The sequence below is a fragment of the Aliiroseovarius crassostreae genome (assembly GCF_001307765.1).
Classification (GTDB): Bacteria; Pseudomonadota; Alphaproteobacteria; order Rhodobacterales; family Rhodobacteraceae; genus Aliiroseovarius; species Aliiroseovarius crassostreae.
In genome coordinates, this window is record NZ_LKBA01000004.1 from 45,922 (window position 1) to 70,787 (window position 24,866).

Genomic DNA, 24,866 nt, shown 5'->3' on the forward strand with positions numbered 1-24,866 from the left:
GGCAGTGTCGCATGTTTCATCAACAAGAAAAGTCGATTAAACCTACAACATCATAAGTTTTGCCTATAGCCGAGGAAAGCATCGACGGACAGGGGTCAAGCTCTTATTTTTAAACAAAAAATTACAGAAATTACATGGGTGCCAGCCGTCGCATTGGTGTGTCGCCAAAGTTTTTGCGATACCTTTGCGAAAAGGACAAATAGGAACCAAAACCACAGGTCAAAGCAATTTCCGGCATTGTTAAACTCGTTCCCTTGATCAACATGTCAGTGCGTTCCAATCGCTCGGCCATATAGTAAGCTTTAGGTGACAATCCTGTGACACCAAGAAATTTTCGCTCAAGTTGACGCAAGGATATCCCGACATCGCACGCGATCTGCGTCAGCAGAACGGGCCGTTCGAGGTTCTGGCGAATAAGCTCAATTGCCTTGCCCACAACCCCGTCACCGGTCAAAGCGGAACAACGGAATGCGGGGGCAATTCTGGATACACCACGCCGCGCTGTGCCTCTCTGAAAATGAAGAAACCGCCTGTCCAGCTCTGCGCGCACCGCCTGCCCTGAGGACTGACGCACAAGATCTGACAATAGAAACTGAAAGGGCCGGGGTTCACTCTCGATCATACGCGTCTGCATGCGCAGCCCACAGCAGCTTTCCACCTCTCCCCCCATGAAAGAAACCACACGGGTTTGAAACAGCAGGCCCGCTTCAAATTGATTGGCGGATTTGAGGTAGTTCAGCGCAACAGACAGCTGTTCAAGAGGGAACCCCTCGAGGCACAGAAAGCCAATTGTGGTGACTTTCTGTGCAGGTTTCAGTTCAGCAAGATCATGTTTCATCTCATGTCCCCGTCAGTTGGCGGGCAAATTACCCGTCCGCCTTGGTGCGCTCCCCTTTCAGGTCATAGGGCGTGCGCATATGGGCGGTGGCGGCGTATTTCACACCGGCCAGGTCGATCTGGAACGTGCCTGCGCGAATGAAATCGGCGGTGGCGCGTTCTGGCGCATCCAGTTGACACAGCGCGACCGAAGCCCCCAGCCTGTGACCGTAAGCGGCCGAGCGCACTTCACTGATTTCGACCCCGTTATAAAGCACGGCCTCGCCGCCCCAAAGCTGGGCATCGCCATCTTCCAGCACCAGTTGCACGATGCGGGTTTTCAGGTGGTCGGGATCTTCCTTCGCCGCCAGCAATGCCTCTTTGCCGATGAACCCGCCGGGCTTGTCGTAATCCACAGCGAAGTTCAGACCCGCCTGGATCGGCGTGATGTCCGGGGGCAGTTCGCGACTCCAGGCGCGGAAACCTTTTTCAATCCGCAGCCCTTCCAGCGCATAATAACCCGCATCGATCATGCCGAATTCGGCCCCTTCGCACATCAGGTCGTCATAAACGCCCGCAGTGAATTCGACCGGCACAATCAGTTCCCAGCCCAGTTCACCCACATAGGTCATGCGGTTGGCGAGCACCGTGGCAAAGGGGAAGGCCGCGTTGGACAGATCCGCCTTGGTCAGCTTTTTCAAAACGTCGCGCGATTTTGGCCCCATCACCGACAACACCGACCAGGCAGCGGTCACATCGGTCAGGAACACATGCGCATCATCGCTGAAGTTCTTACGGATCCAATCCGCGTCATGAATGGTCTGGGCGGACCCGGTGATCAGCATAAACTCCTGATCTTTCAGGCGCAGCACCGTGAGATCGGATCGTATCCACCTCGTTCGTTCAGCAGGCCAGTATAGACCGTCTGCCCCACCAGCACGTCCACATTCGCGGCACAGATCCAGTTCAGTTCGGCGCAAGCGTCACGTCCCTGCACCAGCAATTTCGAGAACGAGCTTTGGTCAAACAGCGTCACCGCCTCGCGGGTGGCCTTGTGTTCCTTGCTCGTATTCTCGTGCCAGTTCTGACGGCCGAAGCTGTATTCGATTTTTGGTTCTTGGCCTTCAGCGGCAAAATAGTTCACCCGCTCCCAGCCAATTTTCGACCCGAACACGGCGCTTTTCGCAGCCAACCGATCATAAAGCGCCGAGCGACGGAACGGGCGCGCGGTGTCCAGCTCACGGTTCGGCCAGGGCATGGCATAGTGCAGACCCAGCGTTTCCTTCACCCGGTCATGCAGCCAGGTCGGGTTGTTGTTGAAGTTGGCAAAGCGGCGAATGTCGACGGCAAACAGGTCTGAGGTCGGCGCCCCTTCGGCAATCCATTCAGCCAGAGCCTGCCCAGCACCACCGGCACTTGCAATGCCCATCGAGTTGAAGCCAGCCCCCACAAAGAAGTTCTTCAGTTCAGGCGCTTCGCCCAGCAGATAGTTGTTGTCGGGGGTGAAGCTCTCCGGGCCGTTATAGAACTGACGTACACCTGTATCGGCCATTTTTGGCACCCGGATCAGCGCGTTTTCCATCAGGATCTCGAACTGGTCCCAATCGTCTTCCAGAGGTTGGAAGAAGAAGTTGTCAGAGATCCCGTCCATACCCCAGGGTTTGGCGTCGGGTTCAAACCCGCCCATCACCAAACCACCGGTTTCTTCCTTGAAATAGATGTATCCGTCCGGGGCACGCAGCACGGGCAGATCGGGGTTCACGCCTTCGATCTGTTCGGTCACGATGTAGTAATGCTCGGCCGAGTGCAGCGGCACGTTCACGCCACACATCTTGCCGATATTGCGTGCCCACTGACCAGCGCAGTTCACCACGATCTCGGCCTGAATGGCGCCCTGAGCGGTCTCGCCCCCGGTGACAACCCCGTCCTTGGTCAGCACATCCGTGACCTTGATGCCTTCGATCACCTTGGCGCCGCCCATACGCGCGCCCTTGGCCAGCGATTGGGTCTGGTCGGTGGGGTTAGCCTTGCCGTCGCCGGGCATCCACAACCCGCCCTTGACGTCGTCCACCTGCATCACCGGCCATTTTCCTGGGCTTGCTCAGGGGTGATCACCTCAACCTCAACGCCCTGTGCACGGGCCGCGGCGGCGGTGCGCAGCAGCATGGTCATCCGGTCATCCGTGCGCGCCACGGTAACCGATCCACATTCCATCCAGCAGGTCGCCAGGCCAGTTTCCTGTTCCAGCTGGGCATAAAGTTCGGTTGAATAGCGGATCAGATTGGTCATTGCGGGCTGGCTGCGCAGCTGACCAACCAGACCGGCGGCGTGCCAGGTGGTGCCGCAGCTCAGCTGCCCCTGCTCCAGCAGGACCACATCTTTGTGCCCCATCTTGGTCAGGTGGTAAGCAACCGAGCAGCCGACAATGCCGCCCCCGATAATGACATATTGCGCTGGGGGAGGGAGGGGCGTGTCAGCCATTGCATCGCTCCATGCGTAGGGACTTGTTGCCTCACCCGAGCGACACTTTGCGATATTTGGCAAATGTTTTCTTGTTTTGGCATGTATGCCAAAATCACACCAACCCCCTGCTGCGCCAAAACCTCGGCCAATTTTCCTGTTGGGCGTTTATCGACCACAACCGAAACGGACGCGGGCAAAGGCTTCATTCCAACCTGCCCCACCACACCAAACTTGCTATGGTCCGCCAGGATCAGCGGACGCTGGGCCCATCCGGGATCAGCTGTGCAATACGCAGACCGATCTTTTTCTTTCCATCCGGGTTGGCCTGAGATCTGTCCGCCATGGGCGGCTCATGCTTGCGCAGGCTCGTGGCGCCACCGCGCACCTAGTTGAGCTCACCCGCTTCCGCCAGAACCTCGATATCCTTGCGAACCGTTTCGCGTGAGACCCCCCAGCTTTTCTGTCAGGAACCGTATGGAAACAACAGGCTGATGCTCCACTTCTCGCAGGATGATCGCATGGCGCTCTGAAGGAAGCATGGCCGTTCTCCAAGGTTTCAATCGCCAAATATTGCCAAATTATGCAAGCGCGGTTCAGCCCAACCTGGAGTTTGACCATCTTTACCCGGTCGTTTTCGCCATGCAAACCTTGTCTGCAAACTTGTGCGGGGGGGGCCAGACAATTGCAGGCAAACCCGCAATCAAACCTCCTCGAAGGGCGCTGACGCGCGCCCTTTGTCCCCCCTCTCGCCCCCCAACAGGTCGGAAACGGGTTCAGAACCGCATCCGGGGAACATCGTGGGGATCCAGACGCAGCTCAACCAGTGTCGGCCCCGCGCGCGTTTCCAGAGCCGAGATGGCCGCCTCAAGCTCCTCGTCTGAGCGCACTTCTATTCCATGCCCCCCCAAGGCTGTCGCCAATGCGGCAAAAGACGGCCATTGGAATTCGGACAAACCGGGATCCATCTTGCGATCAAGGAACTGGATATGCTCCGCCCCATAGGCACTGTCATTGGCGACGATCACGATCAGATCAAGACCAAGGCGCACTGCGGTGTTGAACTCATTGATGCCCCCCATCATGAAGCCACCGTCCCCGGTAAACAGCACAACAGGCCGGTCAGGCGCGGCCACACCGGCCCCCACGGCCTCCTGCAACCCCTGCCCGATAGCGCCAAAATTCGCTGTCACAACAAAGCTTTGCGGATTATGAGCAGAGATCCGACACCAGACCTCCGTCATGAAACGCCCGCCATCCGTGACCAGCACCCGGTCTTGTGGCAGCGCCTCTTCCAGGCGCGCCAGCGCATGGACAAAATTTACACAGCCATCGGCAGTTTTGTTCGGCCCCACCGGGTGATGGGTCAGGGCAGCCGGGTCAAGGCTCTGGGTAAAACCGCTTGGGGCAACCTCAGCTTCGTTGAGCCAATAGAGAATGGTTTCAGCCGTCAGGGCCGCATCCGCAACAAGAGCCGCATGTGGGTGGGTGCTCTGACCAATCGCTTCTGGCGACACATCGACCTGCACAACGCGCTTGCCCTTCATCAGCGCGCCCCGGTCCGAGGTGTAATCATGCAAGCTGGTGCCAAAGCACAGAATGCAATCGGCCTTTGCAATCGCCTCATAGGTGGCGGGTGTCGAAAGTGTACCGAAAATATCCATGTTGTAGGGGTGATCCTTGAACAGCCCCTTGGCCTTCAATGTCGTGGCCACCGGAGCTTCCAGCCGGTCGGCCAGGCGGATGATCTGATCACGGGCATGGATCGCACCCGCACCCGCCAAAATCATCGGACGGCGGGCCGAGGCAACCATACCGATTGCGTTATCCAGCGTTTCCCCTTCAGCAACCCCGCCGGGTGCTGTGAACACATCCAGCACGCGCTGTTCATGCTCTACCTCCTGCCACATGAAATCGGCAGGCATATTCAGGACAATTGGGCGGCGCTCGACCTGGGCGCGGTAAATCGCCCGATCCACGTCAGCCGCAATCGTATCCGGTGCCCGCAGCTGGACAAACCCGGCACCAGTGGTTTTCACCACCTCGCGCTGATCCGTGCTTTGCAAGTGGCGTGGGTTCGAAACCGGCGTATCCCCCGCCAGAAGCACCATCGGGATCTGCCCCCGCACCCCTTCGGTCAGCGCAGTCACACAGTTGGTCAGAGCCGGGCCATGGGTCACCGTGGCCACCCCCACCTTCCCCGCAACCTGCGCAAAAGCCAGCGCCATCAGGACCGAGCTTCCCTCATGTGCTGCGGGCACAAATTGCCCCTCACATTCACGGACAAAACTATCCACCATGAAAAGGTTAGCATCCCCCATCAGGCCGAACATGGTTTTGACACCGTGATCGTGCAAAGCACGGGCGATGGACTGATAGGCATAGACTTTCTGAACCATGGGAACCTCCTGTTGTGCGTCATGCAAGTATATTGAGGACACCATGCAAAGACTGCGCAAAGGGTGCTGAATGGGAGGTTTTTGCGCGTATCTTACGCGTGTTTTTCAATATTTACGGAAATTTTGCGCATGAAGATAGCAATCCTATCTTCAAATGGCTCTCGATGACCAAACAGAGACGGCTCGGCAGCCAAATGGCTCAGAAAAAAGCCCGAGGGGTGACCCTCCGGGAGTTTTGTCCCGGAGCAACACGTCGCAGAAAAATGAAATCGAGACTTTGTTTTTTCAGCTTTTGGCCAATGTCTCAATTGGCTCGTGGAGGCCGTCTTGTCAGAACGAAAGAGGAAAAAGGGCTCTCTCGTGGTCAAGTCTATTCCACAACTCTCGTTGGAGGTAGTGTATCCTCCAGCCGGATCAAAAATCAACCTCAATACCTGTGCCGATCCCGATTGCGGCAACTATGGTGTTGGGCCGGATTTCTCCATCCCGGTCTTCAAAGGACCGAACGCGCCGCAGCGAAAACTCGTAGCATCCACCAATATTCCCGCGCTCGTCAGTGGGGCCGGAAACTACACGCTTAAAGCGTTTCGGGATAAACCTGACACACATGTTTAGTCCGAAACGCCCACGACATTGATATCTCTTGCAGCGTTTCGATTTTCCCCTGTCTTAGGTTAAAGTCGAAACGCTTTAGCGTGAAAGAAACATGCAATATGATACCGGCAAACACTGCGTTTTCTATCATCGCTATCACATCGTGTGGTCGACCAAGTACCGCTACAAGGTGCTGCCCAGGGCGCTGCGCCTTCGGGTGCGCGACATCTGCCGCCAGGTCTGCCGCGAGAACGAGGTCGACATCTTGCGCGGGGTGCTGTCGAGCGATCACGTCCACATGTTTGTGTCGGTGCGGCCGAAACTTGCCATCTCGGACCTGGTGCGCAAGATGAAGGGCCGTTCGTCCTATCGGGTGCAACGCGAGTTCCCGGCCATCCGGAAGCGATACTGGGGCTGCCGGTTTTGGGGCAGGGGTTATTTTTCAACCACCAACGGTGCCATCACCGAAGACGTCGTACTTCAGTACTTGGAAAAGCATATCGCTGATCCTACCGGCGCCAGCCGGTAGTTGTTCAGTTCCTTCAGTTGGTTTGTTCCCATACCGCCATATTGTTTGCGCCAGCGATAGAGCGTCTGCTCTGTAATCTGAGCCTGGCGGATGGCATCCCTTGGCCTCAAAGCACCTCAACTACGCGAAAATCTCTTCCGGCTTGTCAAAATAATCCCGATACCAGCTGACAAAAGCGGCCACCCCGTCTTCGATCGAGGTCTGTGGAGCATATCCCGTCAGTTCACGCAGCAGTGTGGCATCGGCCCAGGTGGCTGGCACGTCACCGGGTTGCATCGGCATCAGGTTCTGTGTCGCGGGCATGTCCAGCGCGGTTTCGATTGCGGTGATAAAGCGGGTTAGGGGCACGGCGTTGGAGTTGCCGATATTGACCACCCGAAATGGCGCCACCGGCGAGAGGCTGTCGTGCTCTGGGATCGCCGCCTTGGGCCGTTCGGGCACCGCGTCGATCAGCAGGCGAATGGCGCGCACCAGATCCTCGACATAGGTGAAATCGCGCCGCATATCGCCGTGGTTGTAGACGTCAATCGGCTGGCCTTCCAAGATCGCCTTGGTGAATTTGAACAGCGCCATATCGGGCCGTCCCCAGGGGCCATAGACGGTGAAAAACCGGAACATGGTGACGGGCAGGTCAAACAGATGGGCATAGCTGTGCGCCATCGCCTCGGTCGATTTCTTGGTGGCGGCATAGAACGACATCTGGTGGTCGGCGCGGTCGACCTCCACATAGGGCATCTGTTCGTTGGCCCCGTAAGCGGAGGAGGTTGACGCGAGCAGCATATGGCGCGGTGGATGGGTGCGCGCGGCTTCGAGCAACTCAAATGTGCCGACGATATTGCTTTCCAGATAGGCGCGCGGATTGTCGATCGAATAGCGCACCCCGGCCTGGGCGGCGAGGTGGATCACCACCTCGGGGCGTTCGCCCTCGAACAGTCCCATCAGCAGACCCGGGGTTTCGACCTTGTCATGCACCGCGCGATAGTCATCATACGCCAGCAACATCGCCTCGCGTGCCCGTTTCAGCTCGACGCTGTAATAATCCGACAGGCAGTCCACCCCGATGACGCGCCAGCCCTCGTCCAGAAGGGTCTTGCAGACAAAATGTCCGATAAATCCGGCGGACCCGGTGACAAGAGCAGTCGGCATGTGCGGTCTCCAAATTCAATGCAACGGGGAAATTTGCAGCCCCGCCACTAGCCCGTTGACCATGGGGGCGGGTCGTTGAAGCGCACCAGCCTGGCGCGCCGGGCGCATACGAACAAATGCTAACTATGCACGATCAATCAAATTGATCCAGTCAAGTGGGCAGGTCCGTAAGAAACCGAACTTCTCGCATTCTATTTATCAACTTCAAGTCGTCCATATAGATATCGGTCATTTCATCTACTAGCTCCTGATCCCAACCTGGTATATCAATTTCTTCCTCCACAACATCTTCTGAATAAAACCTATTTAGAAAAACCCTATAAATCCCCCTTCTTTGGCTTTCATTTAGCCATGGCCGATCACCTAGATACTGCTGAAGGCGCGTCATAGCAGCATCCTCTAGAGCGCCTTGAATAATATCCAACTCTCCACCGAAGCAAAACTCCTTCGGAAGGTCGGCGACTGCCCGCAGTATATTTGGCCAAATCACCGGGGTTTCTTCGTTGCACCAGACAGTCAATGGTGTCTCCGGATTCGCGTCCAATATATCAATAAGCACTGTTGACCAGCGGAGTGTGATTAAGTCAGAGCCGGAGAGGAACTCCTCCAAGGTTCTTTTCTTTTGCGATCTAAAGGCGGCGGGTATAAGCGTGGCAGGGTTTTGGATGCTGAGAAAAAACTCCAACTCATATTCCCGAAACAAGCTTCGTAAAGCTTGTGTATTTCGTGCTGCGTTAGGAAAAAAACATCCTTGGTTCAGCATCCATGCCGCTTCACCGATATAAGAGTGATCAGACAACACAATACGCGACGCTTGATGATCCCCGATCACCTGCTGTAGAAATAAGCTCCGTTGTTCCTCAGAAAGCTCTCCTTTAAGGAGATCATTGCGTGCCGTCTTAACTTGCTTCTGGTAGGTGCCGGGGCGCCGGATGAGTAAACCCTCGTCATCAAACAGCTGTGGGTCTTTTCGTAAGGACCACGCGATTTGCTCTCCGTTGGTAAATGGAGAGCCGATGTAGATCGCAATGGGTGAGGAGTACACTTAAGTCTTCCCTATTGTTTGTTGTGTGTCTGAAGAAATCATAAATACAAAGCTCTTCGGGAATCGCAACCACCATTTGGATTTGTCTCTTATTGCCTGTTGTCAGAGCTTTTCGGAGAGCTGAAGCCTTATCGGAACGGAGGCTCTGTGGCGGCCTGAGCCCCAAGTTTCCTCCATCTCGCGGAGTTTCCTTGGGGTTGGTTTGGTGACCTTGCGCGGCCAGTTTGTCCATCGTTTTTTGCTTATCAAACTCTCTGGGCGTCAGCCGGTAGTGGTTCACTTTCTCCTCAGCTGAGTGGTGCTTGCAGGCCTTGCGCTTGACGCCCCTGACCAGCTTGTCAGCAGCATATTTGGATGTTCCGGAATTCTTGTCCATCTTTGCTTCGATGAGCCAGAAACTCTCCTTTGCTCAAACACTAAACTTGTCAGGTGGATGCTGACCCCACACACTTGTAGTTGGATCTGTTAATTGGTACTGAGTTACTAAATAAAAGTGAAAAATACATGGAACTTTCTGCCCGTGACGCAGGGGATGAGGTGGTGGCGATGTCCCAATTGATTGAGCGCAGGGTTGGTTCTCAAACAATTGGTTCTGCTCGGATTTTGGATGCAATCCAAATTGGTAAGGATCAGTTTCAAGCATTTATCGCGGTGGGCACTTTGGTTAATCAGATCGCCGCTGGAAAGAACACCGAGATTACGGGCCTTCGCAGTATCGGCAATGGAGTGGTTGTTTCGGCCATTGCCTCTGGTCTACCGCATCTTAAGGTGGATGGGGAAGATGGGGCGCTTGCGATTAATGCAACAGAATGCGAAATTTTTGCCGGCCTAAATGTTGGATTTGCTACGCGGAATGGTGAGGCGGTGGAGGCGGTGCTCGACTGGCTAAGGTTCCATGCTGCGCGGCAAGGTATGCAGGCTGCCCTGATATTGGATCGCAGCCCACCCGGTCAGGCGAGTTCCTTTTTGAAAGAGCTTGCGGTTGGGCTGAAGCAAATTCCCGACATAAGTAAAGTGGTGCATCTAACATTTGATACACCACTCGGAGATCCAACGCTGCCTGCAGAATCTCATCCGTTTAATGCGCCTGACGGGCCTGGTAAGGACCGAATGGAGGTCCCCGCCGCTTCTCCATGGGAGGCGCCGCAACAGGAGTTACAGCTCTTTGAGTGGGCGCATCAACGGTTTTTGGGAGCGGCGAGGGCAGTGGCGCTGATCGACATTTGTGACCTAATGGTGCCTGTTGACGGGCGGCCCTCGGTCTTTGATCAGGCGGTGGAATCGACAACCGGAGCCATCACATTGGCCGGGCGCCATTGCTATCCTTGGCGGGTGCGCAAGGATGAGGCAGTGCATTTTGGCGACCATGTCTGCGTACAGTTTGATGCGTCGAAACTTCGTCGACGCTGGTGTGTAGCACCAGGCAAGCTTGAAGGGACATCCGTCTGGCGCTTGGCACGGATTGTCGGTGCCAACCCTAAACCCAATGAATGGGCTCCCTTTTATCGGTTCATGGCGTTACGTCACCGTACTGACACTATCTCGCGGATTGTGCCCAAAACCTCGTTGGTTGAAGATAAGGCCTTGCTGTCACTAGCTAAGAGCGAGTTTGGTAAGAAGCCGGTGCGAATGCCTGCGATTGATCAGCCCAAGATTGATGAGACCGCTCATCGTACCTGCATTATCACCTGCATGAAAAACGAAGGCCCGTTTATTCTGGAGTGGCTAGCCTATCACCGTTCGATCGGGGTTCAGGATGTCATTGTTTATACGAATGACTGCACTGATGGGACCGATGATCTGTTGGAATTGCTGCAAGAGAAGGGCCTTCTACAACATCGCGACAACCCATTCAAAGGCACCGGACTGAAACCCCAGCACGCTGCTTTGCAGGCTGGGGAAGAGGAAGATATTGTTAAGAATGCCGATTGGGTAATCTCCATGGATGTTGATGAATTCATCAACGTTAAGACCGGGAATGGCACCTTACCTGATCTGTATCGGGCGACAAATGGTGCCAACATGATCTCCTGCACTTGGCGCCTATTCGGCAACAGCGATGTGCATGAATACCGTGATGAACCGGTGATGGCTCAGTTCACTTGTTGTGCCGAGGAAATGACCCGCAAACCGCATCAGGCCTGGGGGTTCAAGACGCTGTTCCGAAATATCGGCCTATTCAAGAAATTGGGGGTTCATAGGCCCAAGGGGCTGAACCCGCAATTGTGGGCCGAAATCAAATGGGTCAACGGATCGGGAACTCCTCTGCCGCGCGACATGTTCCGTAATGCATGGAGATCAACCGCGCGGACTGTTGGCTATGATCTGGTGCAGCTCAATCATTACGCAGTACGTTCGGCTGAGAGCTTTCTGGTCAAACGCGATCGGGGGAGGGTGAACCATGTGGATCGAGACCAGGGATTGGCCTACTGGTTTCGGATGAATAACAACGCGGTAGAGGATCGGTCGATCCAACGCATGATCCCGGCAATGTTGGCTGAGATGGGGCGATTGTTAGCGGATCCAGAGATTGCAAAGGCGCATGCGCATTCCGTGGCTTGCCACCGGGACAAGATTGCAGAGTTGAAGTCAACAGAGAACTATTCTAAGTTTTATGCCGACCTAACCAGTGACCGGATGGAGCGGTTGGCTCGGATGCATCATGTATTTGGTGCCAACGTGTTTTTAGCCGGACCTGATGTCATTCCCGATGAGATTGTGAGGCATGGCCACTCTAAGGGCGTTTTCTTTACCGTGGACAAACCAGATACTGCGCATTGATGAGGAGTCAGACGTGTTTTCGGCGGCATAACGTGAATTTTTTTGAAAAGAATTGTCAACGGCTGTCGTTTCGGAAACAGTTGCGCCAGTTGATGCGGGATGTGTCTTAGTTATCGAGCAGAGGTGGAAAAATAATGACGAATCTTCCGGAAATCGCAAGTCTTTGGATTGGTGGGCGACTAAGCTGGCTGGAGCAACTCTGCTTGAAATCCTTCGCGGATGCAGGTCACCACACGACACTCTATAGCTACTCCCCAATCGACAACCTGCCTCAGGGTGTGCATGCTGGTGATGCTGCCGACATCTTTCCCTCAAAACCAATGTTGCGACACGCTCGCACCGGAAGCCCGGCCATCCATGCGGATATGTGGCGGTTGCACCTCTTGAAAAAGACGGACAAGATTTGGGTCGATTCAGATATGTATTGCCACCGAGCATTTGATTTCAAAAAGAAATCCGTGTTCGGTTGGGAAAAACCGGGGCTCATCTGCAACGCTGTGCTGGGTTTACCGAAAACCTCGAAAGCTCTGAATGCGATGCTGTCTTTTTTCGAGGATGAGTATGCAATTGCACCATGGTTGAAGGAAGAGCAGCAGGCCGAATTGCGGGCAGCCCGCGACGCCGGTCGCCCATTACATATGACCGAACAGCCTTGGGGATTTACTGGTCCAACCGCTGTGACTTGGTTTTTGAGGGAAACCGGTGAAATCCGCTATGCCGAACCAGAGGCTGCGTTCTATCCAATCTCGTTTCGGCACCGAAATCATATGATCAGGCCACGTTTTAACATCGAAGAGCAACTGTCGCCTGAGACAAAAGGCGTACATTTCTGGGCGCGCAGGATGAAACCACGCCTACAGGAGAAAGAAAATAACCGGCCCCGTTCCGGGAGCTATATGGCCAAGGTGATGGAAAAGCATGGGATTGATCCTGATGCGGCATTGATTCCTGCCAAACCGAACCGCCCTAAACTGACAACGGACAAGGTCTTGCCTGACGTTGCGGCCGTCAAGGTCGAGGGGGATCATTTGGATGTTTTGCTGGCTCATCTGAAAACAGATCGTCTTACTCGTATTGTGGACGTTGGGGCAAACCCACTTAGCCCCCCTCCTTATAGTGACCTTCTTGCCCGCAATGGTTGTGATGTCTACGGATTCGAACCGCAAACCGAAGCGTTTGAGAAATTGCAAAGCAGCAAGGGCGAGCGAGAAATCTATTTCCCTCATGCAGTAGGCGATGGAAGCGATGAAACCCTGTATGTCTATCGCGACAGTGGTCTGACCTCAATTTACAAACCCTATGAAGGCGCATTTCACTATCTGAAGCGCTCGCGTCGAAACATGAGGGTTGAGCAAGAAGTCGAGTTGAAAACCGTGCGGCTCGATGACATCGAAGATCTGCCACCATTTGACGTGCTGAAAATTGACGTGCAAGGAGCGGAAGAAAAAATCTTTCAGGGCGGAGAAACCAAGCTGAGTGAGGCTTTGGTGGTCATTCCCGAGACCCGCTTTTATCAGCTTTATGAAGGTGAACCCATGTTCGGCCCGGTTGATACCGAACTGCGTCGGCAAGGGTTCCAACTACACAAGTTCCTATTCCAAAAAACCAAAGTAATCGGAAACTCACAGATCGATAGATTGAAACGTACGCGCCATCGCAATCAGATCATTGACGGAGATGCGGTGTATATTCGAGATCCTGGGCGATCTGCCAGTTGGACCGACGGGCAGCTCAAGCATCTTGCCATTGCTGCGTCGGGCATCTTTGGAAGCCATGATTTGGTGCTGTACTGTCTAGACGAGCTAGTCCGGCGGCATGCTGTTGATCCCAAGCTACCAGCCATTTATGTCGACGCCTTGCCCGTTGAGCTGAAAAAGGACTGACGCCGGTCAGGAAAGGGAGCAGATGCGCTATTTCCACTTGCAAGATGGTGTGTTGAGGGAACGCAAGCGCCGCATTATTTTGGCTTATAAGGGCCGCTTGCGCAGCACCGGGTCACGCTATATGCGCTGCGATCAGTTGGCAGGATTTGCGCAGCAGTATTTTGGCGAGACCCACGAGGTCACAGCGATGGTCCTGCCGCATCCGCAACGCAAACCCTCGGTTTGGAAAAAATTCCTAAAATTGGCGCAAGATGCAGTTGTCGTCACGCTCAAGGGGTCACTGGATATCCTGTCCGACGAAGAGTTGGGCGAATTAAGGGAAGCAACAGTGGCACTTGGAATTGATCATGTAGACAGTTTCAAGGGGGGGGGGGTGTTTCAAACTGCCGACCTGCATATTGCCGCAAGCCGTGCTTCACAGGAGTTCATGCTAAAAAAGTGCAGCCGGATTGCTAAGCGCGATGGGTTTAAGATGCCGCGTATCGAGTTGGTGGATCACCATGCCGATGTGCGTGTGGTGCCCAGTGCGCACCCAACCGATCTCAACTTGAGAATCGCTTATATTGGTGACCTGAAAAACACTTATATTCCCAATGAGATCCAGTCGGATATGCTGAAATTCAGCGGTCAGGCGCAGTCTGATTTTGAAAAGACACTACTGGAAATTGATCGGGCACATCTGCATTATTGTGTGCGGCGGGAAACCAAGCTACGCCAGCCCAAACCGTTCACCAAGGGATTTACCGCCGCGCGAGCAGATCGCAATCTTATCTGCACCCCGATGGTGCATGATGCGGCCCGATTCCTAGGGGATGATTATCCGTACATGGCACTGGGTGATGATCGACAGGACATCATTAATATTGTGGAACATGCGCGAGGCAGTATCGGGTCTGCCGAATGGCAAGAAGGGTTGAGGCGTATTCGGGAGATGCATCACGCCGTGCTGCCCGAACGGGTAGCACAACAACTACTGGACGCGGTGGATCAGTTCTATTGATCAGAAGTCTCGGTCCAGATGTGTACCCTGCACTTCTGGACCTGTCGCGGTTTGATGCCGCTCCTTTGATAGCATTTACTGCAACAAAGGAGACCGACTATGGGACTGAAACGGACGGACGAATTCCGCCAGGATGCGGTGCGTATCGCGCTGACGAGTGGGCTTACGCGTAAACAGGTGGCTCACGATCTGGGTGTTGGCATGTCGACACTAACAAGTGGATCACGGCACACCGAGACACGGATGTGGTGTCGAAAGAGGATTTGAGCCTCGCGCAAGAGAATGACCGGCAACGACGCGAGAACCGCATCCTCAAGGAGGAGAGGGAGATCTTAAAAAAGCAACGCAGTTCTTCGCGGGCCAAAAGCCATGAGGTTTAGGTTCATCCACTGCCCGGCAGGGTCATGCGCAGCATGATCCCGAGAGGGGAAGAGCATACCGCGATTTCCCGACCAACCGTCTTTGCGAGGTCATGGATGTCAGTTCACGTGGTCTGCGGGCCTTCCGCAGTCGTCCCGCCAGCCGCAGGCAGCGGTCCGATCTGGTGACGCTGGCACATATCAAAGAGCAGTCGCGCCTGAGCTTGGGCAGTTACGGCAGGCCGCGAATGACCGAGGAACTGAAGGACGTCGGTGTCGATGTCGGGCACCGGCGCGTCGGTCGCTTGATGCGCGAAAACGGGATTACCAAACCTGCATGTCCTGTTTGTAGATCAAAAGGGGCAGTCAGAGGTGTTTGAGGGGTGATCGATTCATGCCTGAACATAGAAACTCACTGCTTATTTCAGTGATTTGTGTACCTATCGTGTACCTAAAACCAAACAAGGCCTCAGCAGTTTAATGCTAAGGCCTTGGTGTGGGGCGACACATAGTTTTGCCATTTACGCGCAGCTAAGTCATTGATTTTGAATCAACTGCATTTTCCTCGGCGCGCTAGTTTTACCTTTTGCGACTCAAAGGTTTTCCATCGCATCAGAGCAGCGTGATAGCTGCCATTCGCCTCGAGTGCGGAGAAAGCCCGGAAAGAGCCCAAAATTGCGGATGCTGCAAACTGTGTTAAAGTCGGCTTTTGGCAATCCAAACTCGAAGAAGGTAATTTGGTAGGATCTCACCTTTTCGGTGGAATGTCGGCGCTTGATCTCTTGTTTTGGGCGCAAGAAAGCAACGCCGAATATTTCCCGTCGGATGTGCTAAACTCAATCTTAAAGGGACTGTTGCATTAATTGGAAGATTTGGCCAGTTTCTGGCATTTGAGGCTGATCATGCCAATTAGATCCCCTTTCAAGAACCACCGTTTCCCACGCGACATCATCCTATGCGCGGTGCGCCGGTACCTGCGTTACCCGCTATCCTATCAGGATGTGGTAGATCTGCTCGCCGAGCGCGGGATCACCCTTGATCGGTCGACAGTGTACCGCTGGGTTCAGAAATTTGGACCGGAACTGAACAAACGCACCGAGAAACATTTGCGCCGATCCAGCTTGGACTGGCACGTGGATGAAACCTACATCCGCGTCGGCGGTAAGTGGCGCTACCTGTGGCAGGCTATTGATGCAAACGGCCAGATGGTGGATTTTCGCCTGACCGCACGGCGAGATGCGAAGGCAGCCAAAGTCTTTCTGAACAAGGCTATTGAGCGTGTCAGGCTCCATCGACCGATAACGATAGTAACGGACAAAGCCCATTCATATCGGCGGGTCATTCGCGAGATCAACCATCGCTACGATCCGCATTTTGACAGCATCAAGCACATAGATCGCAAGTGGAGGAACAATTTGATCGAGAGCGATCATGCAGCCATGAAACGGCTGCTCGGCTTTCGTCAGAGCTTTCGGTCCCTGCTATCAGCCAAGGCGACGTTCAGCGGGATCGAGACCATCAGAACAATCAAACGCGGCCACAGCCATCACAAACAACCAGGCGTTCAAGGCGAGATCCAGTTCATCAACCAGTTGTTCAATGCGGCGTGAAATGTAAGACGCCGTGGCGCGACATTGATCAAAACCAATTAACGCAACAATCCCGGGGATCCTAAGGTGGGCGGGCACGGGCAATTCGTGTCCGCTACCTTTTGAACTGAAACACGCAGGTTCACTTTTAGGCTTCGCACAGAACCAGTCCACGTATCCTGATGTTGCAGGAGCTATAATTAATTTTAGTGTAAATAAAATCTCGCCGTCTATGTTACCTTGCAAACATAAGTGTTGTTCCGTCAACTAAAACGACCGGATCGAATAACTTTTGCAAGAATGAGGACGAAATGAGCAATGCGACTGCGCAAGCTGCCGAGAAGCAAAAGGATCAACCAGCCCTGTTGGGAGCTGCAATCCGACATCGGCGAAAAGCAATGGGTAAAACACTGGTCGAGGTTGCCAAAGATGCCGAGCTGACGACGGGTTTCATATCGCAAGTCGAGCGCGGAATCAGCTCTCCGTCCTTGGCATCGTTACTGTCGATTGCTGCGTCCCTTCAAACAAGCATTGAACAATTGTTGAGTGTTCCAGAGGAATATAGTGAGTATATTCAAAAGGATAAGCGGCAAGCTTACTCGCTTGGGCTGAATGGAAGACTTTATGAGAAATTGGGCCCGGGGTTTGCAGGGGCGTTGTTCCATCCATCCATAATTCATCGCCCGCCAGGACATGTTTCGGAAAAGATGTGTCACGCGGGCGAAGTGTTTTGCTACGTGATGGAAGGTCAGATTGAATATCATCTGGGTGATGAGGTTCACGTTATGTCAGCGGGTGATACCATCCATCACGACACATCCAAACCCCACTATTCAAAAGTCATCAGTGATACAAAAACCGTCGAGATGTGGATCAGTTCAACGCCAATAAGAAGCATCCCTGAGTAGCCATATGCTGGAGGTCGAATAGCCATACTATAATTTATTTTAGTAATTATAAAAGTTCGTTTAATATGAGTTTGATTCCAAAGAATCGTTCAGGGAGGAACTCATCAATGAAACGACACCTACTGCTTGCGACTGCAATCATCTCGACGGCGATCGCTGCACCAGCCTTTTCCCAGGAACGCGGCGGCGTTTTGAACTTTGCGCGATATGACGGATCGAACTTAATCGACCCGATCTATGCCGACCGCAACCCCGACATCTGGATGGTCGGCAGCCTGTTTGATACGTTGCTGCGCCCCAGCGCTGACGGAAACTCGGTCGTTGCCGGTTTGGCCGAAGATCATTCGGTATCAGATGACGGCAAGACGGTTTCACTGACCCTGCGCGATGGCGTGGCCTTTGCGGACGGAACCCCTTTAACCGGCGAAGACGTTGTTTTTTCGCTGGATCGCGCGCGTGAACCTGATCAGAGCCCTTGGTCGGGACTGTTGGGGTCCATCGAAAGTGTTTCCGCTGAAGGCAATGCTATCACCATCAATTTGAACAATCCCGACCCTACCATTCTGTCGATGCTGGCCACGTTCACCACGGGTATTGTGTCGAAAGCTGTTTTTGATGCAGCCGAAGGCGCAACAGATCAGGAAAAATCCGCTGCAATATTTGCGTCAGGTGGTCCTGGTGTTGGTTCTGGCCCGTTTTATCTGTGCGGCTTTGAGCAAGGCACATCAATGGAGTTTTGCGCCAATGAAAATTACTGGCGTGACGGGACGGATGGAAAACCCTTACCCTATCTTGAAGGCGTAAACTTCCAGATCATCCCGGATGACGCGACGCGTATCCTGAAGCTGCAGTCTGGCGAAGTTGATGTGGCTGAGTTCATCCCGTTTTCGCGCGTGCCGGAACTGGACGCCGATCCGGCAATTGATATGAACCTGTTCCCGTCGACGCGGATTATCTATTCCCCGATCAATACGCGAGAAACACGTGCAGATGGCTCGCCCAACCCTCTGGCCGATGTGCGTGTGCGTCAGGCGATCAACTATGCCACCAACAAAGACGCGCTGATCGGGCTGGTTTTGCAGGGGGCAGGCAAGCCAATGACGTCGCCTTTAATGGCGGCGGCCACGCCCTTGGCCACCGATGCGGGTCCGCTTTATGGCTATGACTTGGAGAAGGCGCAGGCGTTGATTGCAGAAGCCGGGCTTGAGAAAGGCACAGAAATCACATTCACCACGTTGGCGGGGTCGGCAGATGACAGCACTATCTTTGCCGCACTTCAGCAAATGTGGGCACCGTTGGGTATTAACCTTGTTGTTGAACAAGTCGACGGCCCAACACGTGGTGCCAAGAACCGGTCGGGTGAATTTGACATTCACACCTATGGTTGGGTGAACGATGTGAACGATCCGAGTCAGGTGGTTGGCTGGTTGGGCTATACTCCGACGGCCAATGCGGTTGGCACGGGTTGGGATAACGCCGAATTCAACGCTCTTTATGAAGCTTCACAAACCGAGATCGATCCGGAGAAACGTGCACAGCAATACGCGGATATGCAGGCAATCTATGCCGAAGCAGCCCCCCTGTTGTTCATGTATGAAACGCCCTTCGCAGTAGCGGTTTCAGCGTCGGTTGATGGCTATGTCCAGACCCCGCTTGGCAACAACATCTTCGAAGAAGCGACCGTCAGCCGTTAAAATCTGACCCAGCACCGCCGGTATGATCCGGCGGTGCGCCTTTGTCTGGAAAGGATGGACGGTTGGCGACCCTTCAATACATTCTCAAACGCCTGTTCTTGATGATCCCCACGTTCTTTCTGGTGATGATCATCATCTTTGTGCTGGTGCGGTTTCTGCCTGGTGATCCGGCCATCGCGATTGCAGGGGATCGAGCATCCGATGCGGACCTAGAGGCGATCCGCGAACGGCTTGGCCTGAACGAACCGATGTTGGTGCAGTTCTGGTTGTTTGTGACCAATACGATCCAAGGTGATCTGGGCCGCTCAATCCTGATGCGCGCGCCGGTGACCGAGGTGATTTTCAACCGTCTGCCCACCACGGCCTTTCTGACGCTCTATGCGGTGGGGCTCTCGCTGCTGATTGCGGGGCCGTTGGCTTTTGTCGCGGCGTTAAATCGCGGGCGTTGGCCGGATGCGTTGATCCGCACAGTGTTTCAGGTCGGACTTTCCATGCCGGTCTTCTATATCGGTTTGATTTTGCTGACATTCCTTGCCGCCCAGCTGCGTTGGTTTCCAGTGGGAGGATATGGCGACACGTTTGGCGAACGGTTGTATCATCTGTTCTTACCGTCCATCGCCGTGGCGCTTTATACCTCTGCGATCATCATGCGGAACCTCAGATCCGCAATTATCGAGGTGCTGGATGCAGAATACGTCCAATTCGCCCGCGCCAAAGGTTTGCCCAACCGGTTGATCCTTGGTCGCCATGTGCTGCGCAATGCGTTGATTTCAACCGTGACCTTGTTGGGCCTGTCCATCGGCAACCTTATGAGCGGCACCCTTGTCACCGAAACTGTGTTTGCCGTGCCCGGTGTTGGCCGCCTGATGCTCGAGGCGATTTTTGCCCGTGATTATCCGCTGATTCAGGGGCTTACCCTAACCTTTGCCGTGCTGGTGTCGGTCGTCTTTTTGCTGACTGACCTGTTCCAAAGCACGCTTGATCCAAGGATGCGTCTGACATGAGCGACATATCCCTGAACCAGAGCGAAGCGACCGCCCCGAAAAAGACCCGCTTACAACTTGCCTTGCGCAAGCCCGGGTTTCTGATCGGTGTGGCCATTATCGGGTTTTCGAGTCTTCTGGCCATCGCGCCGGGGTTGTTTGCCCCCTATGACCCGAATTTCATCGACTATAACGCCGTGCGCCAGCCGCCCAGTTGGGCGCACCCGTTTGGCACCGACATGCTGGGGCGTGACAGCCTGAGCCGCGTGATTTCAGCCTATACGGTCAACATGCAAATGGCGGTTTTTGCCACCATCTTCGCGTTGGTCATTGGTGTTACCGTCGGCGCATTGGTCGGGTATTATCGGGGCGTGGCCGACATGATCTTTGGCCGCTTTGTCGATGCGATCATCACCTTTCCCTTCCTTGTGCTGGTCATTGCCGTCGTTGCCGTTCTGGGGCCGGGGCTGATCAATATGTATATCGCGATCACGATGGTGGGCTGGGTATACTACGCCCGCCTGATGCGCGCCGAGGTGATTGCCCAGATGGGCAATGATTATTCTGCCGCCGGAGTTGTTATGGGGTATTCCGACCGCCGCATCATCTTTCGCCATCTTTTGCCCAACGCAATCACGCCGGTTATCGTTTACTGGATGACCGATATGGCATTGGCGATCCTGCTTGGATCATCGCTTGGCTATCTGGGATTGGGAGCGCAACCGCCGCAAGCAGAATGGGGTGTGCTGATCGCCGAAGGGCGGAATTTCATCACAACCGCATGGTGGCTTAGCCTGATGCCCGGTGTGGCCATCGTTTTGACGGGTCTTGGATTTTCTTTGATCGGCGACGGCTTGGCCGACCTTTTGCGGCCGCGCGGGTGAGGGGGCAGATATGACAGATCAGAAGCCAATCCTTGAGGTCTGCAACCTATGCACCACGTTTCGTCGTGGCGGGGTTGCATTGCCAGCCGTGCGCGATGTCAGTTTTTCGGTCGGGCAGGGTGAAGTGCTTGGCCTTGTGGGCGAAAGCGGATCAGGAAAAAGCGTGACCCTGCGATCTATCCTTGGGTTGTCGCGCCGTTATGGAGAAGTGACGGGCGATGTGCGTTGGATGGGGCAAGACATTGCATCAATGCAAGAACGCAAGTTACGCCATATCCGTGGCCGTGAAATCGCAATGATTTTTCAGGAACCCATGACGTCGCTTAATCCGTTGCTGACTGTGGGGATGCAGCTGACCGAAACACTTAAGGCGCATACCGACTTAAACCGCGCCGCCCGTCGCGATCGTGCGATCGAGATGCTGGATCATGTTGGTATCCCATCGGCCGCGTCGCGGCTGGGTGAATTCCCGCATCAGTTTTCCGGCGGTATGCGCCAGCGTGTGATGATTGCCATTGCACTTGCGGCCAATCCGAAACTGTTGTTGGCGGACGAGCCAACAACGGCGCTTGATGTCACCATTCAGGCGCAAATTCTGGATTTGATCCTGACACTGGCCGACGAAATGCAAATGGGTGTGATCCTTGTTACGCATGATTTGGGCGTGGTGGCACAAACCTGCGAAAACGTCGCCGTTATGTATGCGGGGCGCGTGGTTGAACAAGGTGCGGTGCGTCAAGTTTTGGGTGCTCCGCGCCATCCCTATACGGTCGGATTGATGCGGTCGGTGCCGCAAAACGTGCCTCCACGCACACAGCTCTATTCTGTGCCCGGCACCCCACCCAGCCTTGAGGCTTTACCAGTTGGCTGCGCCTTTGCATCACGTTGTCAGAACCGGACGGAACACTGTTTGACCGCGCGGCCAAGCCTCGATGCTATCACGGACAATCGGCGTGTGGCGTGTTTCAACCCAGTTCCCGCTGAAAAGGCAGGTGCCGCATGAACGAGCCGGTGATGACAATCGAAAACCTTGGACTGGAGTTTCCGCTCGGGCGGACTTTGGTCGACGTGGTGCAAAGGCGTCCCGGACGCGTGGTGAATGCGTTGAACGGTGTCAGCCTTCAACTTCACAAGGGTGAAACCCTTGGTGTTGTTGGGGAAAGTGGCTGTGGGAAATCCACGCTCGCGCGCTGTATCGTGCGCCTGTATGAACCGCAACACGGGCAAATCCATTACCACGGGCAAGATATTTTCGAAGCCGAGGCCAAGAAGGATCGTAGCTATAATCGCCGCGTTCAGATGATGTTCCAAGATCCGTATTCATCGCTGAATCCGCGGATGACCACGGGGCAGATTCTGTCCGAAGCGCTGAAAGTGCATGATATGCGCGCCCCTGAAGATATCCCGGCGCGCGTCGCCGAGTTGTTGGAACTTGTGCGTCTGCCGCAGGATGCGGCGGACAAACTGCCACATGAATTTTCCGGCGGCCAAAGGCAACGTATCGCTATTGCACGGTCGTTGGCGGTGGAGCCTGAGGTTCTGATCGCTGACGAATTGGTCTCGGCGCTTGATGTATCGGTGCAGGCGCAGGTGGTTAACCTTCTGCTCGAACTGCAAGAGCGTCTGAATCTGACGATCCTTTTTGTTGCCCATGATCTGCGTCTGGTGCGCCATGTGTCCAATCGGGTGGCTGTGATCTATCTGGGGCGAATTGTTGAAATCGGTGACAGCGAAACGCTTTTTTCGCGCCCGTCACATCCGTATTCCCAAGCTCTGCTCAGCGCTGCGCCGTCATTGGACCCAGACGACAAAGGCAAAGCCATCCGGCTTGAAGGAGAGCTGCCATCGCCTTTGAACGTGCCTTCGGGCTGCCCGTTCCACGTGCGCTGTCGACACGCCACAGAATTATGCAAACGCGAGGTGCCCGCCCTTTTGACACGTGATGGCCGGGGCGAGGTGGCTTGCCACCATGTTGAAGAGATTAACCAAGATGCCTGACACCGCTTTCACCGGCCCCGCGCAACATATCGCTGCCTTGCGTGATGAAATGACAAAACGCGGGCTGGATGCGTTTATTTTGCCGCGATATGACGCCCATCAGGGTGAATATGTTGCCCCGCATGACCGGCGGCTGGCCTTTGTCACGGGGTTCACCGGTTCGGCCGGTGTGGCGATTGTGACTCAAGACATCGTCGCAGTATTTGTAGATGGGCGTTACAGCGTGCAGCTGGGAAATGAATGTTCTGGCCCGTTGTTTTCGCATCATCATTTGTTCGATGATCCGCCCGAAGATTGGTTGGGAAAAACCGCAAGGCAGGGGTGGCGCGTTGGCTATGATCCGATGCATGTGCCCCCTGCGTGGTTTGATCGTTTCAAGGCTGCGTGCGATCCGATAGAGGCCGCGTTGATTGCGCAAGATGACAATCCAGTGGATGCCGTCTGGCTGGATCAACCCGCTCCGCCGACTGCACAAATCACAGAATTTCCGCTTCAGTTTGCCGGCAAAAGCTGTGCGGCCAAATGTGATGATCTTGTCGCCCATATGAAAAAGGTTGATGCGGATTTCATCGTCGATACTCAACCCGACAACATTGCGTGGTTTTTGAACGTGCGCGGAGGAGATGTAGAGTTCAACCCATTGCCGCATTCGTTCCTTTTGGTGAGTAAGAACGGTGACATCACGTGGTTTGTGAACCGTGAGAAACTGAATATTTTTGATCGCAGCAGTTTACCTGACAATGTTGAGGTTTTGCAGCAAGCTGCCCTGCTTCCGACGCTGGGCGAACGAATCAGGGCTGGACATAACGTATTGATTGATCCTGATTTTTCACCTGTCGCCGTGCGCCAGATGATCGAAAAAACAGGTGCGCGCGTTGCCCCTGAACGCAGCACGTTGACAATTTCAAAAGCCCATAAAAACCCCACAGAAATCGAGGGACTACGCGCCTGCCACATACAGGATGGTGTCGCATGGACCGAATTCAGCGCTTGGTTGGCGCAAGAGGTGCCAGCCCGCGCCGCAGCAGGCAACCCCCTGTCCGAGCGCGAGGCCGAGGGCAAAATTCTCGAGCTTCGCAAGGCCCGCCCCGGTTTCCTGAGCGAAAGTTTCAATTCGATCTCGGCGGCGGCAGGAAATGCGGCGATGTGCCATTATGCCACCACGCCGGACCGCAATGCGCTGATATTGCCGGAAAATCCATATCTTCTGGACAGTGGCGGGCAATATGACACGGGCACAACCGACGCGACGCGCAGTTTCTCGTTTGGTCCGCGTCCTGAGGGGTATGACCGTGCCTATACCGCCGTGTTCAAGGCATTCTATGCGCTGGCGACCCTTCGATTTCCGCAAGGCACGCAGGGCCATCATATTGACGCGATTTGTCGCCGTCCGTTGTGGGATCTGGGTCTGGATTATGATCACGGCACGGGGCACGGCATCGGCCATCGCCTGTCGGTTCATGAACATCCCCAGCGGATCGGCAAGCCGGTCAGCCCTGTAGACCTGTCCCCCGGAATGGTGCTGTCGATTGAACCCGGATATTACAAAGCCGATCATTACGGCATTCGCATCGAAAACCTGTTCGACATTGTTCAGGAAGACGACGGGTTCATGTCATTCAGGAACATGACATTCGCCCCGATCCAAACCGACATGTTGATTATGGATGCATTGACCGTTGGGGAAAGGGTTTGGTTGGAGGCCTATCACAAAAAGGTAGTATATGAGCTATCGCCATACCTAACGGACCAAGCGAAAACGTGGCTTCTGTCTAAATAGGACTGTTGCGTTAATTGG

Annotated in this window: 18 protein-coding genes and 4 pseudogenes; 13 read left to right on the forward strand and 9 right to left on the reverse strand. The window is 54.5% G+C overall.

All coding sequences use genetic code 11. The annotated features are described in order from the left end of the window. Positions 1-130: 130 nt before the first annotated feature. The 6 genes and pseudogenes from AKJ29_RS02300 to AKJ29_RS02310 form a co-directional block, all read right to left on the reverse strand. On the reverse strand, positions 131-838 hold the full coding sequence (locus AKJ29_RS02300; RefSeq protein WP_055187572.1) for a helix-turn-helix domain-containing protein: 708 nt from the start codon (positions 836-838) through the stop codon (positions 131-133). A 28-nt stretch (positions 839-866) separates the two neighbouring features. Next, complete coding sequence (locus tag AKJ29_RS20505) at positions 867-1,232, reverse strand: glycine cleavage T C-terminal barrel domain-containing protein (protein WP_409360019.1); 366 nt, start codon at positions 1,230-1,232, stop codon at positions 867-869. 60 nt (positions 1,233-1,292) lie between these two features. After that, positions 1,293-2,893: pseudogene (locus AKJ29_RS20295) on the reverse strand (GcvT family protein); the annotation flags it as partial. Beyond that, the gene (locus tag AKJ29_RS20300; RefSeq protein ID WP_200909139.1) at positions 2,893-3,297 is read right to left on the reverse strand and encodes an NAD(P)/FAD-dependent oxidoreductase; all 405 of its coding nucleotides are present in this window, start codon (positions 3,295-3,297) and stop codon (positions 2,893-2,895) included. The gene AKJ29_RS20300 and the pseudogene AKJ29_RS20295, both read right to left, overlap by 1 nt. A 367-nt stretch (positions 3,298-3,664) precedes the next feature. Then, positions 3,665-3,730, reverse strand: a pseudogene (locus AKJ29_RS20510) (DeoR family transcriptional regulator); the annotation flags it as partial. 322 nt (positions 3,731-4,052) lie between these two features. Then, complete coding sequence (locus AKJ29_RS02310) at positions 4,053-5,675, reverse strand: thiamine pyrophosphate-binding protein (RefSeq protein ID WP_055188927.1); 1,623 nt, start codon at positions 5,673-5,675, stop codon at positions 4,053-4,055. A gap of 706 nt (positions 5,676-6,381) precedes the next feature. Here AKJ29_RS02310 and tnpA point away from each other — a divergent pair. Beyond that, a complete protein-coding gene (gene tnpA / locus AKJ29_RS02315) occupies positions 6,382-6,798 on the forward strand; it encodes an IS200/IS605 family transposase (RefSeq protein ID WP_055187573.1) in 417 nt (138 codons plus the stop codon). A gap of 5 nt (positions 6,799-6,803) precedes the next feature. Here the strand turns inward: tnpA and AKJ29_RS20515 are convergent. The 3 genes and pseudogenes from AKJ29_RS20515 to AKJ29_RS02325 all read right to left on the reverse strand — a co-directional run. Beyond that, positions 6,804-6,896, reverse strand: a pseudogene (locus AKJ29_RS20515) (transposase); the annotation flags it as partial. A 22-nt stretch (positions 6,897-6,918) separates the two neighbouring features. Then, positions 6,919-7,944, reverse strand: a complete 1,026-nt coding sequence (locus AKJ29_RS02320) for an NAD-dependent epimerase/dehydratase family protein (RefSeq protein ID WP_055187575.1) — start codon at positions 7,942-7,944, stop codon at positions 6,919-6,921. Between the two features lie 151 nt (positions 7,945-8,095). Next, on the reverse strand, positions 8,096-8,989 hold the full coding sequence (locus AKJ29_RS02325) for a hypothetical protein (protein ID WP_055187577.1): 894 nt from the start codon (positions 8,987-8,989) through the stop codon (positions 8,096-8,098). A gap of 456 nt (positions 8,990-9,445) precedes the next feature. On the opposite strand from AKJ29_RS02325, the gene AKJ29_RS02330 reads away from it, so the two are divergent. The 12 genes and pseudogenes from AKJ29_RS02330 (at position 9,446) to AKJ29_RS02380 (ending at position 24,848) form a co-directional block, all read left to right on the forward strand. Continuing rightward, positions 9,446-11,770, forward strand: a complete 2,325-nt coding sequence (locus tag AKJ29_RS02330; RefSeq protein ID WP_314732184.1) for a glycosyltransferase family 2 protein — start codon at positions 9,446-9,448, stop codon at positions 11,768-11,770. A 134-nt stretch (positions 11,771-11,904) separates the two neighbouring features. After that, positions 11,905-13,653, forward strand: coding sequence for an FkbM family methyltransferase (locus AKJ29_RS02335; RefSeq protein ID WP_055187578.1), 1,749 nt, complete (start codon positions 11,905-11,907; stop codon positions 13,651-13,653). 22 nt (positions 13,654-13,675) lie between these two features. Next, complete coding sequence (locus AKJ29_RS02340; protein ID WP_055187580.1) at positions 13,676-14,653, forward strand: hypothetical protein; 978 nt, start codon at positions 13,676-13,678, stop codon at positions 14,651-14,653. 99 nt (positions 14,654-14,752) lie between these two features. Beyond that, positions 14,753-15,341 (forward strand): annotated as a pseudogene (locus tag AKJ29_RS18560) (IS3 family transposase); the annotation flags it as partial. Between the two features lie 573 nt (positions 15,342-15,914). Next, positions 15,915-16,622, forward strand: a complete 708-nt coding sequence (locus AKJ29_RS02345) for an IS6 family transposase (RefSeq protein ID WP_055187582.1) — start codon at positions 15,915-15,917, stop codon at positions 16,620-16,622. A gap of 290 nt (positions 16,623-16,912) precedes the next feature. Then, the gene (locus AKJ29_RS02350; protein WP_055187584.1) at positions 16,913-17,509 is read left to right on the forward strand and encodes a helix-turn-helix domain-containing protein; all 597 of its coding nucleotides are present in this window, start codon (positions 16,913-16,915) and stop codon (positions 17,507-17,509) included. Positions 17,510-17,616: 107 nt separating this feature from the next. Further along, positions 17,617-19,203, forward strand: coding sequence for an ABC transporter substrate-binding protein (locus tag AKJ29_RS02355; RefSeq protein ID WP_055187586.1), 1,587 nt, complete (start codon positions 17,617-17,619; stop codon positions 19,201-19,203). A gap of 62 nt (positions 19,204-19,265) precedes the next feature. Next, positions 19,266-20,207, forward strand: coding sequence for an ABC transporter permease (locus tag AKJ29_RS02360; protein ID WP_055187588.1), 942 nt, complete (start codon positions 19,266-19,268; stop codon positions 20,205-20,207). Then, positions 20,204-21,070, forward strand: a complete 867-nt coding sequence (locus AKJ29_RS02365; protein WP_055187590.1) for an ABC transporter permease — start codon at positions 20,204-20,206, stop codon at positions 21,068-21,070. Before AKJ29_RS02360 ends, AKJ29_RS02365 begins: the two co-directional genes overlap by 4 nt. A gap of 10 nt (positions 21,071-21,080) precedes the next feature. Further along, on the forward strand, positions 21,081-22,073 hold the full coding sequence (locus AKJ29_RS02370) for an ABC transporter ATP-binding protein (protein ID WP_055187592.1): 993 nt from the start codon (positions 21,081-21,083) through the stop codon (positions 22,071-22,073). Continuing rightward, positions 22,070-23,068, forward strand: a complete 999-nt coding sequence (locus AKJ29_RS02375) for an ABC transporter ATP-binding protein (RefSeq protein ID WP_055187594.1) — start codon at positions 22,070-22,072, stop codon at positions 23,066-23,068. Before AKJ29_RS02370 ends, AKJ29_RS02375 begins: the two co-directional genes overlap by 4 nt. Next, the gene (locus AKJ29_RS02380) at positions 23,061-24,848 is read left to right on the forward strand and encodes an aminopeptidase P family protein (protein ID WP_055187596.1); all 1,788 of its coding nucleotides are present in this window, start codon (positions 23,061-23,063) and stop codon (positions 24,846-24,848) included. Before AKJ29_RS02375 ends, AKJ29_RS02380 begins: the two co-directional genes overlap by 8 nt. The last annotated feature ends 18 nt before the right edge of the window (positions 24,849-24,866 follow it).